Origin of the sequence: Vibrio chagasii, assembly GCF_002954585.1 — a bacterium.
In the GTDB taxonomy this organism is placed as follows: Bacteria; Pseudomonadota; Gammaproteobacteria; order Enterobacterales; family Vibrionaceae; genus Vibrio; species Vibrio chagasii_A.
Window position 1 is genome coordinate 1,721,416 of the sequence record NZ_MSCI01000001.1, and the last position, 16,607, is coordinate 1,738,022.

The following is a 16,607-nucleotide window of genomic DNA, read 5'->3' on the forward strand; positions in this document are numbered from 1 at the left end:
TTATGAAAAATCTCATTATTGGCGTTGATCTAGCCGCTAAGGTTATTCAAGTTTGCGTTTACGCAGATAAAAAGGTGCAATCTAATCGAGAAATGACACCGAAACAGTTCAGCGCTTATCTCAGTAATTTGTCACCCTCTCTGGTGGTGTTTGAAGCTTGCGCAAGCTCTAATTATTGGAATCAAATTGCCACATCTTTAGGCCACACTTCGAAGTTAATTTCCTCTCGTTTGGTTAAAGCGGTTCGTCAGAATCAAAAAACAGATAAGAATGACGCTTTAGCGATCATTCAAGCCTCACAGTTACCTGAAGTAACTTTCGTTTCTGGTAAGACGAATAGCCAACAGCAAGCGCAATCAATGCTGAAATTACGAGAGCAAGCTGTTAAACAACGGACGGCATTAAAAAATCAATTAATAGGATTGATGAGGGAGTTTAATCTTCCAGTTTCGAGGAGCCATCAAGGCTTTACTCAATCGATAGAGATGATTTTGGAAGACGCGGACAATGAGCTAACAGCTGATTTTAGGCATATGCTGAAAGTGTCACTCGACTTATATTTGGTTTTGTGCGAAGCAATTGATACTTATGATCATTCCCTTGAACAATGGATAAGGTCAATCCAAGAATGCCAAAAGTTAATGAAGATTGAAGGTATCGGTAAGTTAAACGCAGTTCATTTGTACATTGCTTTGGCATCAGGAGAACTTGGTCAGTTTAAAAAGGGAAAAGATGTTTCCGCTTGTATTGGCTTAACACCACTCCAACATTCTTCTGGTGGTAAAGCGAAGTTGGGACATATTGATAAACGGAAAAACTCAACGTTGCGCAGCCTATTAATTACTGGCGCAATGTCTGTGGTTCAGCAAGTCGTAAAACGCGATGCTAAAACAAAGAAAGAACAGTGGCTACAAGCATTAGTAGTACGTAGAGGTAAAAAATGTGCAGCGGTAGCGCTGGCAAATAAAACAGTTCGTACCGCTTTTGCTATGCTTAAATCTGATACGGAGTATAGAGCATCTATGCTCTGACAGTTTGACAAAATGAAGCGTAAGATAAAGTTAGGTGATACAGAATAGTCGAAAGAGGAAAAGCTCGCTAACAAGCATTGTACCCTGACAGCCGAAATTATCATTGAGCAGAGGTAGCTCCTCAATAGTAGCTCGTATATAAGCACGCGAATATCTATCGTTCTTTTTGTTGAAACGGGGGAGTCCATATAAGAGACTATGGTCTCAAGATACTTTTTCATACCTGATCTTGATGCAACTAAATCATTTACGCTAACAAGGTTTTGTCTAAAACCTTCACAAGCTGAATTTTTACCCGTGGCACTTTCTAACTCGAAAAAGCCTATTTCAAGCTAGCCCTTATTACCTAGTCACAACTTATGTGTGCGGTTTTTCCTACCTATTTAAATGTGTCTAATGGAATAACTGTCTCAAGGAAATATTGAGCAAGTATATGCGGATAGTATTGATATCATGAGTCTCGCCACATGAATACTGGCCGGACAATAATGATGCGTATTGGTGGGTTTAATTGGATATCGCTCTATCGAACCTATTTAGGGAATTGTGTTTCAAGAGCTTGATTAAGTACTTATCTATATCTATATCTATATCTATATCTATATCATGTATCGATGAGCCAATACCTAAAGTCTTTACCTATAACAATGGCCAGCAATAGACTGCCAAAAGTGTCATTTAAATTGCTTGTCTTAACTAGGTGCTAAATTTGTCGGTCCCTGTCGCAGCCGTTATGAATATTGAGGATTCATTATGAAAGTAACTCTCGATCTAGATAAATTGTTAAGCGAAGGGGCAGTTACTCGGGAAGAGTACGAAAAATTCAGTGCCCTTGCTGCAAAATCTACGGGTTCCCTCGCGTTTAACATCCTAATTGGATTTGGGGTTACCGCTGTCAGTAGTTCGATACTTGCTCTGGTACCCGAACCAACAACCGCAATATTGATAGGAGCATTCATTATAATCGGTGGCCTTGTGATATTAAGTAGTGGCAGCGAACAATGGAATGTACTTGCTAACATTTGCATTTTGGCAGGCGCATTGATGAACGGAGGTGGAATCACGGTTGCGGGCGAAGGTAGCCTTTTATCAATTATAACTGTCACAACAATATTTACTGTAGCGAGTATATTTGCGAGGAGTGCTCTGCTTGCTGTTCTAGCAACATTAATGTTATCAGCTTGTATCGGCGCTAGAACAGGATATTTTCATGCGACTTACTTTGTTGGTATTCAAGAGCCTATCATCACAGTCATTCTTTTTAGCCTATTGTCGATAACCCTATATCAACTATCTAAAAGACTCCCAGCAGAATACGAAAGAATAGCCATTGCTTCATCGAGAACCGGCTTTTTTCTGATTAATTTGGGTTTTTGGGTTGGTTCTTTGTGGGGCGAGCGAAACGAAACAAGAGAAGTCATTGTTTCCGCTTCTACATTTGCCTTCGTTTGGGCTGTCGCATTAATTGCGGTTGCAGTTTGGGCTTGGAAAAGAAACCGCAGGTGGGTTCTAAATACCGTTTCAGTTTTCGGGGGGATTCATTTTTTCACACAATGGTTCGAGAACTTAGGTGCAACCCCTAGCACGGTACTTGTCGCTGGTTTACTTGCCCTTGGATTTGCATTGGGACTTCGAAGTATAAATCTAAAGATGAAAAATAATGAATAATCGGGTAGGCGGAGGTATCTAGCCTCCATCACTCCCCAACACCGCCAAAAACGCATCTAAATACTGCTCTATCGTTAGATCCGCAGAAACCGGTGGAAGCTCTACGGTAATACACGGTAGGCTTCTTTCTTGGCACCAGGTGCCGAATGAGCCTGGGGTTTCGTAGTCCACGTCTTCAACGAGCGGTAGGTTGAACTGTTTGCCTAGCCAAGTGGCAAGTTCCGATTGGTTTGGGCCATCGACCATAGCGAGTGGTTCGTGGAAAGAGATGACGAATTTGGGCTTGCGCTGCTCAATGAGCTTGATGAGCGACTGTACTTCCGGTTCAAGTTGGTCGACTTGCCCAGTTTTTACCTTTACATCTCTGACTGGTGTGTGGGAACTCCAGCGATAGACGGTGCCGTCTTCTGTCCAGTTTTGCGTCGGGAATGCGCGGTTCAAATCGACTTGGTTAGCGTTGGCGCGTGTGCCTAACTGATTACCATCTGGGTTCATCGACAAGATCACATCGTGTCGTAAGTTGGCGGCTGGCAGGCTTCTTAGCGCACAAGATAAACCTGCGATAGACGCGGTTTCATCACCGTGTGTGCCTGCTATGATTAGGCCTCGAGATTCGCTTTCTACTTGCGCGGGGAAATAGAGCAAGGGTGCGCCCAATACCGACTTTCCATATGGCAGCGGCTTTATTGAAAATGCAGCTCTTTCCGTTCTTGGAATTAAACTCACCTTTATCTCCTGATTGATCAAGTACTATCAAGTATTAACGATTACAAAAACTACTTAGATAAACGAAAGCATTAAAACTCGTCAACAGTCGCATTGTTAATTTTATTACTTGCTTCAAAGATAGGCTAGGAGAGCAAAACACATGGATTTTAAGAAACACTCAACGGCTTTACTCATTTCATCTCTATTGACCCCTTTTATCTCAGTGACTGCCGTTGCTGACATATTGCCAGCGGGAACTTCTCTGGCGAAAGAACAACACTTGGTGCGCGCGAATGATGCAGAAGCGGCGACTCTTGACCCTGCAAAAGCTGAAGGCCTACCAGAAATGCACATTCTACGTGACCTCTTTGAAGGTTTAGTGATTCAAGACCGCGATGGCAACATTACTCCAGGTGTGGCGGAATCTTGGGAAACCGAAGACAACAAAACGTTTGTATTCAACCTGCGTAAAGACGCGCAATGGTCGAATGGCGATCCGGTGACGGCCGATGATTTCGTGTATGCGATACGGCGAGCGGTTGACCCTAAAACGGCATCGCCAAATGTGTGGTATCTGAAGCTCACCAAAATCAACAATATTGCTGATGTGGCAGAAGGTAAGAAACCGATTGAGGAACTAGGCGTGTCGGCAGTCGATAAACACACCGTCCGTTTTGAACTCGACAGCCAAGTGCCATACTTTGTGGCGATGACGGGCCACACATCCATGATGCCAGTGCATAAAGCAGCCCTTGAAATTAGCGACAAGCCGTGGAGCGATCCTAAGCAATTTGTTGGTAATGGTGCATTCATACTAGACGAGTGGGTGGTGAACGAGCGTATTGAACTGAAGAAGAACCCGAAATATTGGGACAGTTCAGATACTCACTTAACCGAAGTGACTTATATTCCGTTTGAGAATCAGAATGCCTCGATTAACCGTTATGCCGTGGGCGAGGTCGATATTACTTCGGACGTGCCTACACACATGGCACAGCAACTTAAAAGCAAATACCAAGATGCGTTTACCACAGTGCCTCTGCTGTGTACTTACTACTACGCATTCAATACTACGCGACCACCTTTTGATGATGCGCGAGTACGTAAAGCCGTCTCTTATTCTATGATGCGTGACGTTATCACCAATGGTGTGACTCAGGTGGGCAACTTACCGGCTTATACCTTTGCACATGAGTACACGGCTGGCTTTGATGCGACACAACCTGAATACAGTACTTGGACTCAAAAGGAACGTGATCAAAAAGCAAAAGAGCTACTGAAAGAAGCGGGCTACGATGCGTCTAACCCGTTGGATTTCAAACTGCTTTACAACACCAGTGAATCGAACAAGTCGATTGCAGTGGCGATTGCGTCAATGTTGAAAGGTAACCTAGGCGCACAAGTTGAACTGGAAAACCAAGAGTGGAAGTCTTACTTAGTATCGCGTCGCCAAGGTGACTTCGATGTAATGCGCGCCTCTTGGTGTGGTGACTACAATGAAGCATCAACCTTCTTGAGCCTATTGCGTTCAGGTTCTTCGGGTAACTTTGCTCGCTACAGCAGTGACAAGTACGACGCTGCAATGGATAGCGCACTAGCCGCAACCAGCGAACAAGATCGCCAAGGTTTCTATGACCAAGCGGAGCAGTTACTGGCAGAAGACATGCCGATCGCACCAATCTACTACTACATGCAGGCCCGTCTAGTGCGACCAAGTGTCGGTGGTTTTGCGAAGAACAATGTAGAAGGGCGTATCTACTCTAAGGATCTCTACATCACAGAGTAATTGATCTTCTGACATACAAATAAAAGTCTGAAATAGAGAAAAGGGACGTTGATCATAAATCTCTGATTAACGTCCCTTCGTCATTAATCTGTAACGGTAAGCGCAAAAAACTGAAACCTGCCTGAAGTATTTTTCACTTTTATTTCAATCAGGTGAAGCCATGTTACCCCCTCTACGTGCCCTCGTTGCGTTTGAAGCTGTTGCCCGCCTCGGTTCTATTGGCGCTGCTGCGCGAGAGCTTTGTGTTACCCAAGCAGCGGTGAGCCAGCAGCTTAAAAGTTTAGAAACCTTTCTCGATACCACACTGTTTGAACGCAGCTCCAAAGGCGTACAGCTGACATCGGCTGCCCAACATTATCAACCGATTGTTGCGGGCTCATTAGCCCATCTGAAACTACAGACTCAAATCTTGTTCGGGGAAAAAGAAACCGATGTCTTGAGCCTGCGCGTTAATCACACCTTTTGTCATAACTGGCTGCTACCTCGCCTGCCATCTTTTTATCAAAAATACCCTTTTATCAGGCTCGATATTCAGCTGGTGGACTGGCCATCTACCAACCCTTGTCAGAATGTCGATATTGAACTGACCAACGGTAAGGTCGAAAGCGAAGACACCCATTGCGAGCGACTGTTTCAAGAGCATTGGCAGTTAGTGTGCAGCCCAGAATTTAAAAAACAATATCAAGGTTCGTTGGTTGAGCATGATTTTTCTGCTCTGCCGACCGTGCAAGTAAAAGGCTACCGAGAGAACTGGCTGCAATGGCTGAGTCACAACCAATTCGAGATGACTTTACCTAAGGTGCTACTTGAAGTGAGTAACTCTCTGCACGCTTTAGAGGCGGTCAAACATGGTATTGGCGTGTTGTTAGTGCGTTCGCTTGCGGTGTCTGAGTTGTTAGAGAAAAACGAACTTGTTTTGGCGACAGAGTCCTCCATGCCTGCTGAATCAGCCCACTATTTGATTACCAAACACCGACGCAGTGCCAAGGTGAATTTCTTTTGTGATTGGCTTTATCACCAGATGGAAGACGGTGAACTGGAAGAAAGATTTTCTAATGGGTAGCCATAAAAAAAATGAAGGGCGCTCTTACTAACCTGTCACACAAACCCCTTAATTTAACCGCATACAAATAAGGACGAGGTCACCATGAGTGCTTTCTCAGAACCAATGAAAAACCGCTTAAAGGTACTGCTATTTACTGCACCGTTGTTGGTGCCACTGTTTACTTTTTGGCTCGTACCATTTGGTTATTCGATTTACATCAGCTTCACCGATTGGGATTACATCTCGCCATATTATTCGTTCATCGGTTTAGAAAATTACGAGTACATGGTCGAGGACTACGAGTTCATCCAAGCGATGCTCAACACGTTTTGGTTCTCTGTTGGTGTGGTGATTCCCACCATCCTTCTTGGTCTTGTGTTTGCCATGCTGCTGCACAAAAACTTCAAGGGTAGCCAATTTTATCGTGCAGTGATCTTCTCGCCTTGGATTACACCCACAGTCGCGGTGTCGATTGTGTGGTCTTGGGTATTCGAGACCAAATCGGGCTTGGCAAACCACTTATTGGAGTCCGCAGGGTTTAGCGCGATTCCATGGTTAGAGAACGGAAACACAGCCTTGGTTGCGGTGATTATCGTGACAGTTTGGCAGGCGATTGGTTGGACGATGCTGTTTTACATCAGTGCGCTTAACAAGATTCCAGAGTCCCTGTATGAGGCGTCTTTGATTGATGGTTGCAGCAGCTTAACGCGCTTTTTGAAGATAACGCTGCCGCTGATTTCACCAACCACATTCTTTTTGGTGGTGGTCAACATTATCACGGCAATGCAGGCGTTCGATCAGTTCCAGATCTTAACGCAGGGTGGCCCGGGAGGCGAGACTCGTACCTTGCTGTACTTGTTCTACCAACAAGCATTTGAACGTTACGAAATGGGACCAGCAGCCGCGACATCGTTAGTGATATTCCTGATTACTGGATTGTTGGCACTTATTAATACCTACATCGGCAAGCGCTGGGTGTACTACTAGTCGATTTTTGAAAGGACAGAATTATGACCACGCAAGTATTGGATGCCAATCAAGTATTAAATCAGGGCGCAACGAAAGCCAAAGTTAGAGCTCAAGTCAAAGCGACGAAGTCAGAAGTTGCGTCAAAGAAAGCCTCAGCGGATCGCCGTTCGGTCTTCGCACTGGCTAAGCACCTGTTTTTGGCAACCAGTGGAACCATCATGGTGTTTCCGTTCTTATGGATGTTGTCTGGTTCACTGAAAAGCAACGATGAGATCTTTGCTAACCCGCTGGACTTGATTCCAGAGCAGTTTCGCTGGGAAACCTTTGTCGAAACCTTCCACAGCGCGCCGTTTGGCTTGTACATCTTCAACAGCTTTAGTGTGGCTTTGTTCACTACCTTGTTGGTGATTGTGAATTCGGCGATGTTTGCATACGCGCTAACTCAGCTGAAATTTCGTTCGAAGACAGTGCTCTATTTCATCGTTATGGGTTGTTACATGCTGCCGGGCGCAGTGACTTACATTCCGTCTTACATCACCTTGGCAAAACTGGGTTTGTTGGATTCACACATGGGCTTGGTGGCGTCGAACGCGGCGTCGGTGTTCGGTGTGTTCTATCTACGCCAAGTGTTTATTAAGGTGCATCCGTCGCTGATTGAAGCGGCACGAATTGATGGTGCAGGTGAGCTCAAAATCTTATGGGCAATCATCTTACCGCAATGCCGAGCAGCAGTCGCAACACTGTTCCTCATCACTTTTATTACCAATTACAACAGCTACATGTGGCCAAGTCTGGTGATTACGACTCAGGATTTAAATCTGATCGCTACTGGTATTCGTCACTATTTTATTGCCGAAGGTAATTATGGGTTGAACTGGTCGCAAATTATGGCGGCGAGCACCATTGCAGTATTGCCTTTGTTAATTCTATTCGTCATTTGTCAAAAGACGATTCTTTCAGGTATCGCCGATAACGGCGTAAAAGAGTAAACGGAAATGAAACTAAAAACTCTCGCACTAGTGTGTGCTGGCGCAGCAAGCGCGTCTATGTTCTCTAGCAGTGTTCTTGCGGCAACCGAAGTTAACTTTTGGTATTCCGGTGGTACTAAGCCACAGCAAATGATGACTAAGCTCATCGAAGAGTTCAACGCGAGCCAAGATGAGTATGTGGTGAAGCCTGCATTGCAAGGTAACTACACGGAAACCTATCAGAAGCTGCAAGCTGGTTTAGCGTCGAAAACGGCACCTGAACTTGTGTTGCTAGATTCAGGCCGTGCGGAAGCGATGCACGGACGTGGTTTGAGCCGTGACCTAACGCCGTTCATGGATGAAGAGTTCAACTTCTCTGATTTCATTGGCGCGTTCAAAGATCAAGTGACGGCAGACGACGGCACCATCATCGGTCTACCTGCTTACGGTACAACTCAAGTGTTCTACTACAACAAGCAGGTGTTGGCAGATAACGGCTTTACTGAGCAAGATCTAAAGACTTGGCAAGGCGTAGCTAAGGTCGCAGAGAAAGTCACACAACGTGACGAGAAAGGTAATGTGACCTTCTACGGCTGGGAGCCGATGTGGGGTCAAGACAACATGATTGACGCGGCATTTTCTAACGGCGCTAAGATCATCAGTGATGACGGTAAGAAAGTGCTGATTGACTCTCCTGAGTGGGTTGAGGTGTGGGACAGCTTCCGTAAGTGGATCCACGATGATCAAATCATGCGTATTCACTACGGTGGTCAAGGTTGGGAATACTGGTACAAAACCATTGATGATGTGATGAAAGACAACGCACTAGGCTACACCGGTTCATCGGGTGACCAAGGTGACTTGGACTTCACTAAGCTTTCAGCAACCACGCAACCAGGTTGGGGCTCAAACCCTTCTGCACCACAAGCGGGTGCGCTGGTTTACGTAATGCCAAAAGGCACAGACGACGCAGCGGCGAAAGGTGCATTTGAGTTTGTTGAGTTCTACACCAACGCGAAAAACACCGCAGCTTGGTCAATGTTCACCGGTTACATCCCTGTACGTAACAGCGTATCTGAGGTGCCAGAGTACCAAGCGTTCACTAAAGATAACCCACAAGCTCTAATTCCATTGAAGCAAGCGAACACGGCGACCAAAGACTTCCTAGACCCTACCAACGGTAAGATCATGGATGCTCTGAAGGTGGCAGCGGATCAGATTCAGATCCAAAACGTGCCTGCTGACAAAGCGCTAAAACAAGCGGCTAAGAAAGCGCAACGTGCACTAGACCGAGCGAATCGTTCTTAATCCGTAAAGATAACAAAACTATCTTTGCATGCATCAAGGCCCATCTATTCGGGTGGGCCTCTTTTTGACCCAGTCCTTCAATTAGGACGAATTTGGTGAAGACAATGACCCAATTTCAAGGTGAGCTGCCGTTTGGCAGAGTACGTATCCCCTTTGATGTGCCAGCAGGTTCTCACAGCGTAACCATTACTGGTACGACGGTGACAAAAGGGTTTCTATACGCAGCAGCTTACGATGCTAACCAAGCATTTCGTGGCAAAGTGCTGTTTGAAAAGACGCACAAGTCACTCACCATCCGACCGGAAAGCTCAGGCCTAGGCGCGATTGATGGAGCGATTCCTTCGGGCGAGTGGTTCTTAGAACTTTATAACCTTGAAGGTGAGTTTCGCACCGAGCGTGCGATGCAGTATCAAGTCGATGTACTTTGCTCTAATGAGTTAGTTAATAACGATGTTGAGTTAGAACTGACTCCAACGGTGACAAGTTCTCACGATATCGAGTTTGATTACAGCTACATGCTGAGTTCTGATTCTCGTTGGTATCGTGGTGACTTACACGCTCACACTCAGCTTTCTGATGGTCACAATACCTTAGCGGCGGCTAAAGACATTGTGGAATCACAAGGGCTCGATTTTTTCTTCTTTACAGAGCACAACATCTGCCAGCCTAAATTGCCAGTATCAAAGCAGTGCTTGTTCTTACCTGCGTTAGAAGTCACAACCGATCTCGGGCACTTCAATGTGCATGGTCCGGTTAAGTCTTTGGACCTTAGAGACGTTGAACACAGCAGCCAAGCGACTATGGAAGCAGGGTTGAATTTAGCCAAAAGCGGACACAGCTCTCTTGGCATTAATCACCCAATGATGAAGCCGTGGCACTGGCATTACGATCAAGTGGATCTAAGCCAAGTGTCTACCTTTGAAGTGTGTTGTGACCCTACTTGGTCAACTTCACCAAAAGCGATCGAAGAGGCGTTATTGGTTCTTAATGAAATGTGGAATTGTGGCCAGCGCATTACCGCGATTGGCGGCAGCGATTCACACCTTGAACCGCATGAACGTAATCCTAAATCGGATGAGCCTTCTATCTACGGTGACCCATCCACCTTCGTTTACAGCCATGGTTTGAGTGGCGAGGGTATCTTGTCTGGTCTGCGTATTGGGCAAGTTTACCTAGAGCGCCGTTGCGGCTTGAAGTTTGATATCAACTTAGGTGATTTGCTACCGGGCAACGATTCTCAAGGACAAGCGCTTACATACCGAATTGCCGTCTCTGACTCAGAAAACCCTTACTACGCGGAGTGCGTGGTCGATGGCGAGATTGTTGAACGAATCGCTTTGAGTGATGAGCTGCAAAGTATCCATATTGAACAGGGCTACCGTTGGTGCCGTGTCGATATTCGTCGTGGGGATCTTTCTTCAGCATTAACCAACAGTACTCAATCTGAACCTGACGAGCATGATTTTGAAGGCTGCATCAACGCCGTATTTGATGGCAAACAACCAGAATTTAACCAACCCCTAGTGCGTACTTGGGGAGAACTAATGGAGCGAATGAGCCGTGATGAAGTTTAAGGCGATGTTATTTGATAAAGACGGCACATTGTTAGAGTTCCACAAGATGTGGCTTAACGTTTCTCGTGGTGCCTGTGAGCGTGTGAAATCTTACAGTGATCAGCATCAGGGTAATCAAACTGTCACACCTGCTGAGTTACTCTTGGCCATCGGTGTTGAAGGTGATGTGGTTGATAACTATGGACTACTAGCCTCAAACCCAGTGGAAGATACCGCGACAGCGTGGTTCAACATGCTACAACCTAATGTCTCGCTCGCTGAGTTCACTAAGGTGACCAAAGCCGCTTTCAATGACGAAGTGGAAGAGAATCCAAGCTGGATTGAAGCACTACCAGGTGTGCCTGAAAAGCTGGGTGTGTTTAAACAGCAGGGCATGATTTTAGGCATCGCGACTGCGGATACCAAAGACTCAACGATCTACACACTAGAGCAATCGGGTTTGAGTGAGATGTTCGATTATGTTGGTTATTCCGATGGTAATATCGAACCTAAGCCAGCACCAGCACTACTCAATGCCTTCTGTGAGCAATGCGGTATTGAGGCACATGAAGTGATCATGTTTGGTGACACGGTTTCGGATATGGAATTTGGCCGTAATGCAGGTGCAAGCAATGTCGGCGTGCTGACGGGGACTGCACAACACAGCGAGTTAGAGCCAGTGGCGGATCTGGTGATCGCGTCAGTCGCCCATTTTGAGTTCAACCAACTGCAAGAACGTGGCTAAAACGTCCACGATAGATTGCAAAGATAGTATTTAACCAATTGATTTAAGGACAGGTTATGGCTGAAGTCACACTGAGAGGGGTAGAGAAAACCTACCCAAATGGTTTTAAGGCCGTGCACGGTGTTGATCTGAATATTCGCGAAGGTGAGTTCATGGTGTTTGTTGGGCCGTCTGGCTGCGCAAAATCTACCACACTTCGAATGATCGCAGGCCTTGAAGATATCTCAGAAGGCGATGTCTACATTGGCGATAAGCGTGTAAACGAATTGCCACCTAAAGATCGCGGCATCTCTATGGTGTTTCAGAACTACGCGCTTTACCCACACATGTCGGTATACGACAACATGGCTTTCGGCCTTAAACAACAGAAGTTGCCTAAGCGCGAAATCACCGAACGCATCGAAGAAGCAGCCAAGACATTAGACATCGAGCACTTGTTAGATAACAAGCCGGGTGAAATGTCAGGTGGTCAAAGGCAGCGTGTCGCGCTTGGTCGTGCGATGGTTCGTAAACCAGATGTGTTCTTGTTTGATGAGCCTTTGTCTAACTTGGATGCGAAGCTGCGAGTTTCAACGCGAGTCAGCATTGCGCAGCTGCACAACAACCTTAAGCAAGAAGGGCAGAACGCCACCATGATCTACGTGACACACGATCAGGTGGAAGCCATGACTCTTGGCGACCGCATCTGCGTGTTGAATCAAGGTGAGATCATGCAGGTCGATACACCGATGAATCTTTACCAATACCCGGCAAACAAGTTTGTAGCGGGCTTTATTGGTTCGCCAGGGATGAATCTTCTCAAGGTGAGATTGGATGAGATTGACGGTGTGATGAACGTGGTTTCTGAAAGTGGTACTCGTTGGACGTTACCACAAGACAAGCAGGCGGTTGCTCGTGAAAAATCGGGAGAGTGGATGTGGTTTGGTGTTCGTCCTGAGCACATTCAGTTGGCTAATCACGACGCACCGTTGTCTGAGGTTAATACTCAAACGCACAGGCTTGATGTGGTCGAGTCGATGGGTAACGAGCTATATCTCTACTTCAAATTGGGTGCTGATAAGCTGGTGGCTCGCGTGCCTTTCGATGCAGATCGCACGGCAAACAGTGGCGAAGAGACAGTGCTGCATTTCAACACAAGCCAATGTCACTTATTCGATTTAGAGACAGAAGAGACACTTGATCCTAAGAGCTGATCTTGCCTCGCCAATTAAGTGAGAGCTGAATAAAGAAATCCCCACTCGTTGACTAGACGAACGGGGATTTTTCTTAGTAGGGGGTACTTTATCAATAGTGAGCATTCACTAATTTATTGATTCTTTTAGATAGTCACCATATCGGCGGCTTTCTTCATCGCTTCCTTAGTAGAGCATTCAATCACGTTCGCGTTGGCAAAGCGGTGAGCGTCTTTCACTTGAATATCGTGAGCCAAGATAACCATTTTCGCGTTCGCCACATCTAGGTCGGTAATACGATTTTGAATACCGTTTTGACCTTGAGTTTCTACCTTAATCTTAAGGCCTGCTGCCGCACCAGCCTTTTCTAGTGCTTTGGCAGCCATGAAGGTGTGTGCAACGCCTGATGGGCAACATGTTACTGCTACGATGTCGTACTCGCCTTCGCCTGCTACAGGTGCTGTTTGAGCTTGAACTGGCGCAGTTTCAACAGTGTCTTCCTCTGTTTCAACGACCACTGGTTTCCAGAAGCCAACGATAACCGCTGTGGTTAGTGAGCCAAGCGCGATATCGACAAGATATATGCTATTTGGCGCGCTTTGTTTGGGTTCACTACTGCACGTTCTACGAAGTTTTCAAGCGCTTTGATTGGTGAGTCTGTTTCGTTGCGAAAGCGGTTCAGGTTGAGAATGCCAAGCTCTTTATAGTGAGCAAGCACCTTTTTAAATAGACTTGCTTTGCTGCCAGCGGTTGAATAGATGCTACCCGGACGAAGACCAAGCACATATTGCAGGTTATGTATAAAAGTCGCGTGAAGTCCTTTTCCCAATACAGGTTCGTTGCCTTATCTACAGCGTCTTGTCTATCGAACTTCGCGGTCTTGGACATAACATATGCTTCATTAATCTGAACATATGTTCAAAATTTTATGCTGAACGTTCGTTCCGTTAAAGCAGTGTTTTACTCAATTTACAAGTTGTTCTTGCACCTTATTAGGATATAAGGCGCTCGATTGAATACAATTTATGGCAAGTTTTGGCTGCTTTTACTTTGGAATATTGCCCCATTTCCAGGGACGTTCCTGTAACAACGCTTCGGTAACAATAAAGTGTATTGCTTGATCACTTTTCTTATGTGCACAGTTACGCTGCATTTAAATTAATGGAGTGCTATACAGCTTTGTCGATAGAGAGGTGCGGATAATCGGAAACAAAACTTACATTGTAATTATGCAATGAAATCCACATAAAAAGTGTATAAGGTGGGATTGATAAATAGATTGAGGATACAATTTGGTTCGCTTTTATAACATATGTATTTGTTTTTTTATGTAATAAAAGCGGCTTTCTTAAGTGCGTGTTTAATAAGACACGGGTCATGCTTTGGTTTGAACGTCAAAAGGCAACAAATAATGAATTGGAATACTAATGAGTTACAAGTGCTCTTAAGTGAGCATCAGGGTTGGAGTGTTGAGTCAACTGAGCAGTCTATCGTGATACAAAACGAAGATGGAATTAATGCTTTTTTAGCCGTTTCAGGGGAACAGATATTGGTTGAAGTCTTGTTGTTCTCTCAATCTGACGTCAAGGATAAGCATGCGCTTAATGAAACAATCCTGCGTACACACAAGATGTTCCCTCTATCAACTATTGGGATTAATGACGTGAATGGTGAGAGCTATTACACAGCGTTTGGTTCATTGTCGTCTCAATCTAAAAAAGAGAGTGTAGTCATTGAAGTTGCTACTCTATTTAGAAACGTTGAGGCATTCATCGACCTTTACCAAGAATACTTATAAGGAGAGAGCAGATGAGTGTTTGGAAAAAACTAGTAACGGCCATCAAAGGTGGCGCAAATGAAGCGGCAGAAGCGGTAGCGGACAACCAAGCTCTAAGGATTCTTGATCAAGAAATCCGAGAAGCAAAAGAGGAGTTGCGCCGTTCAGATGAAGCTTTAGTTAAAATCATTGCAAAAAGAAAGCTGTCAGAACAGAAAGTTGCGAGCTTCGATAGTGGAATAGCTGAATACGAAGGGCATGCCCGTTCAGCTATGGAAAAAGGCCAACAGGATCTAGCGTTGGAGTGTGCAACAAAGGTTGCGACGCTGCGTAGCGAACAACAAGCGGAACAGGCTTATTTTCAGCAGTTTACTCAGTCTGAGCAATCTATGCGTACGAATATCGCACAAGCGAAAGACAAATTACGCCAATTAGAACAGCAAGTTGATGTTGTTAAAGCCAATGAAGCAGTTCAAAAAGCGCAGGCCGCTGTATCTGCAACAAATGTTGGTGCTAATGCAAAAATGCATACTGCGGTTGAGTCTTTAGATCGTATTAAGCGTCGTCAGGATGAAAGGCAAGCACAATTTGAAGCTGCACAAGAACTCCATGAACAGCAATCTGGTAGTAGTTTAGATAAGAAGTTGGCGGATGCTGGCATTGTGTCTGGGGGAAGTACGTCAGCTGAAGACGAACTAGCTCGAATTCTCGGGCAGTAGCTTCTAAGTTGCGTGTATATGGAGCGTAGCGCTTGGCCGTTACGCTCTTTCGTTTGTTAAACAAGGAGTGCTTTATGTTTGGCTGGTTTAAAAAACAAAAAGACGAGAAACCTCAGGCACCCCAAGCGCCGGAAGTGATTGGATTGAGGCTAGGCGGTGCGTTTGAACTTGATGATCTCAAACTGAAGATTATTGAACCTAGTCTAGTTATTGAAGGTGCAGCTCGAACTCAAATCATTAAAGCAGTTGGCGAGGTCAAACTTGATAATCAGACTCGCCTTTTGCGGTATTACACTGACGACGAGGGGTATTTACAGATCCTTCAACATGGGAATCAAGAAGCTGATATTGAAGAAGTGAAGCTTTGGTATTTCTATGAGTCTAAGCCGATTGATACCGACGCTCAGTGGCAATCATTGTTAGACAACGATGTGGTTCAATCGTACAAGGAGCTTGAAGGGCACCGCTTTTCCAAGGTTTGGGACAATATTCGTCCGGTTCCTATGACAGAGACTACTTGGGATCAGTCGGGAAATATCACAACCACCGATCAATTTGTCATGGTTTATGAACGTGAGGCTGAAACGGATTTATTCGAGTCACTATTGGTGAGCGCCGAAGAGTCTATCGTCAATAATCAGCACGTTCGCAGTGTAGTAACAAGCACTGGTATTAACCTTACTCCAGCTGACTTCACGTTAATTAGTTAACAATTCTCCATCTCCGTTAAGGAAACATTATGTCTCAATTTGTAAATTCTCTGGCAGGCCTTGGTGCGTTTGCGCTTTACTTCGCATTGTCAATTTTCTTCTTGCTGCTTTTTAAGTTTGTTTATATTCGTTGCACTCCTTACGACGAGTGGAAGTTGGTTAAGGATGAACAAAATATTGCAGCCGGTATTACTTTATCTGGTGCTTTCCTAGGGTATAGCTTGGCAATTGCTGGTGCAGCAAAGAACTCAGTAAATCTGGTCGACTTCGCTATCTGGGGCGTGATTGCTTTGGTCGCACAACTACTCGCTTTTGCGATAGTTCGTTATGGTTTTATGCCAAAATTGGTCGAGCGTATTAAGGCTAACGAAATTCCTGCAGGTATCGTGATGGCATCTATGTCTATCGCGATTGGCCTGCTTAATGCCGCTTGTATGACCTACTAGGA

General features: G+C 45.3%; 16 protein-coding genes and 1 pseudogene. 14 read left to right on the forward strand and 3 right to left on the reverse strand.

Annotated features, from left to right (window positions below):
• Positions 1-2 precede the first annotated feature (2 nt).
• Together BTO10_RS07865 and BTO10_RS07870 are read left to right on the forward strand one after the other, a co-directional pair.
• Positions 3-1,031, forward strand: coding sequence for an IS110 family transposase (locus tag BTO10_RS07865; protein ID WP_105024174.1), 1,029 nt, complete (start codon positions 3-5; stop codon positions 1,029-1,031).
• 753 nt (positions 1,032-1,784) lie between these two features.
• Positions 1,785-2,699: a hypothetical protein gene (locus BTO10_RS07870; protein ID WP_105024175.1), complete on the forward strand. Its 915-nt coding sequence runs from the start codon at positions 1,785-1,787 to the stop codon at positions 2,697-2,699.
• 18 nt (positions 2,700-2,717) lie between these two features.
• Here BTO10_RS07870 and mpaA read toward each other — a convergent pair whose 3' ends face one another.
• Complete coding sequence (gene mpaA, locus BTO10_RS07875; protein WP_105024176.1) at positions 2,718-3,425, reverse strand: murein tripeptide amidase MpaA; 708 nt, start codon at positions 3,423-3,425, stop codon at positions 2,718-2,720.
• A 142-nt stretch (positions 3,426-3,567) separates the two neighbouring features.
• Between mpaA and BTO10_RS07880 the strand changes: the two genes are divergently transcribed.
• The 8 genes from BTO10_RS07880 (at position 3,568) to BTO10_RS07915 (ending at position 12,974) form a co-directional block, all read left to right on the forward strand.
• Complete coding sequence (locus tag BTO10_RS07880; protein WP_105024177.1) at positions 3,568-5,193, forward strand: ABC transporter substrate-binding protein; 1,626 nt, start codon at positions 3,568-3,570, stop codon at positions 5,191-5,193.
• A 160-nt stretch (positions 5,194-5,353) separates the two neighbouring features.
• Positions 5,354-6,256 (forward strand): LysR substrate-binding domain-containing protein, encoded by a 903-nt coding sequence (locus BTO10_RS07885; protein ID WP_105024178.1) that lies wholly within the window; start codon positions 5,354-5,356, stop codon positions 6,254-6,256.
• A gap of 84 nt (positions 6,257-6,340) precedes the next feature.
• The gene (locus BTO10_RS07890; protein WP_105024179.1) at positions 6,341-7,225 is read left to right on the forward strand and encodes a carbohydrate ABC transporter permease; all 885 of its coding nucleotides are present in this window, start codon (positions 6,341-6,343) and stop codon (positions 7,223-7,225) included.
• A gap of 23 nt (positions 7,226-7,248) precedes the next feature.
• Entirely contained in the window at positions 7,249-8,196 is a 948-nt protein-coding gene (locus BTO10_RS07895; protein ID WP_105024180.1) for a carbohydrate ABC transporter permease, read from the forward strand.
• Positions 8,197-8,202: 6 nt separating this feature from the next.
• Entirely contained in the window at positions 8,203-9,483 is a 1,281-nt protein-coding gene (locus BTO10_RS07900) for an extracellular solute-binding protein (RefSeq protein ID WP_063521770.1), read from the forward strand.
• Positions 9,484-9,587: 104 nt separating this feature from the next.
• Positions 9,588-11,057: a CehA/McbA family metallohydrolase gene (locus BTO10_RS07905; RefSeq protein WP_105024181.1), complete on the forward strand. Its 1,470-nt coding sequence runs from the start codon at positions 9,588-9,590 to the stop codon at positions 11,055-11,057.
• Positions 11,047-11,781: an HAD family hydrolase gene (locus BTO10_RS07910; protein ID WP_105024182.1), complete on the forward strand. Its 735-nt coding sequence runs from the start codon at positions 11,047-11,049 to the stop codon at positions 11,779-11,781. Before BTO10_RS07905 ends, BTO10_RS07910 begins: the two co-directional genes overlap by 11 nt.
• A gap of 56 nt (positions 11,782-11,837) precedes the next feature.
• A complete protein-coding gene (locus tag BTO10_RS07915; protein ID WP_105024183.1) occupies positions 11,838-12,974 on the forward strand; it encodes an ABC transporter ATP-binding protein in 1,137 nt (378 codons plus the stop codon).
• A 125-nt stretch (positions 12,975-13,099) separates the two neighbouring features.
• Here BTO10_RS07915 and BTO10_RS07920 read toward each other — a convergent pair.
• Together BTO10_RS07920 and BTO10_RS23450 are read right to left on the reverse strand one after the other, a co-directional pair.
• Positions 13,100-13,537: pseudogene (locus BTO10_RS07920) on the reverse strand (PTS fructose transporter subunit IIB); the annotation flags it as partial.
• Complete coding sequence (locus tag BTO10_RS23450) at positions 13,504-13,782, reverse strand: hypothetical protein (protein WP_374955517.1); 279 nt, start codon at positions 13,780-13,782, stop codon at positions 13,504-13,506. The pseudogene BTO10_RS07920 and the gene BTO10_RS23450, both read right to left, overlap by 34 nt.
• Before the next feature lie 582 nt (positions 13,783-14,364).
• On the opposite strand from BTO10_RS23450, the gene BTO10_RS07925 reads away from it, so the two are divergent.
• The 4 genes from BTO10_RS07925 (at position 14,365) to BTO10_RS07940 (ending at position 16,605) form a co-directional block, all read left to right on the forward strand.
• The gene (locus BTO10_RS07925; RefSeq protein ID WP_004741680.1) at positions 14,365-14,751 is read left to right on the forward strand and encodes a DUF2170 family protein; all 387 of its coding nucleotides are present in this window, start codon (positions 14,365-14,367) and stop codon (positions 14,749-14,751) included.
• 11 nt (positions 14,752-14,762) lie between these two features.
• Positions 14,763-15,449 (forward strand): PspA/IM30 family protein, encoded by a 687-nt coding sequence (locus BTO10_RS07930; protein WP_105024184.1) that lies wholly within the window; start codon positions 14,763-14,765, stop codon positions 15,447-15,449.
• Positions 15,450-15,523: 74 nt separating this feature from the next.
• Positions 15,524-16,159 carry a YjfK family protein gene (locus BTO10_RS07935; protein WP_105024185.1) on the forward strand — a complete coding sequence of 212 codons (636 nt, stop codon included), beginning with the start codon at positions 15,524-15,526 and terminating at the stop codon, positions 16,157-16,159.
• A 29-nt stretch (positions 16,160-16,188) separates the two neighbouring features.
• Positions 16,189-16,605, forward strand: a complete 417-nt coding sequence (locus BTO10_RS07940) for a DUF350 domain-containing protein (RefSeq protein ID WP_004741677.1) — start codon at positions 16,189-16,191, stop codon at positions 16,603-16,605.
• The last annotated feature ends 2 nt before the right edge of the window (positions 16,606-16,607 follow it).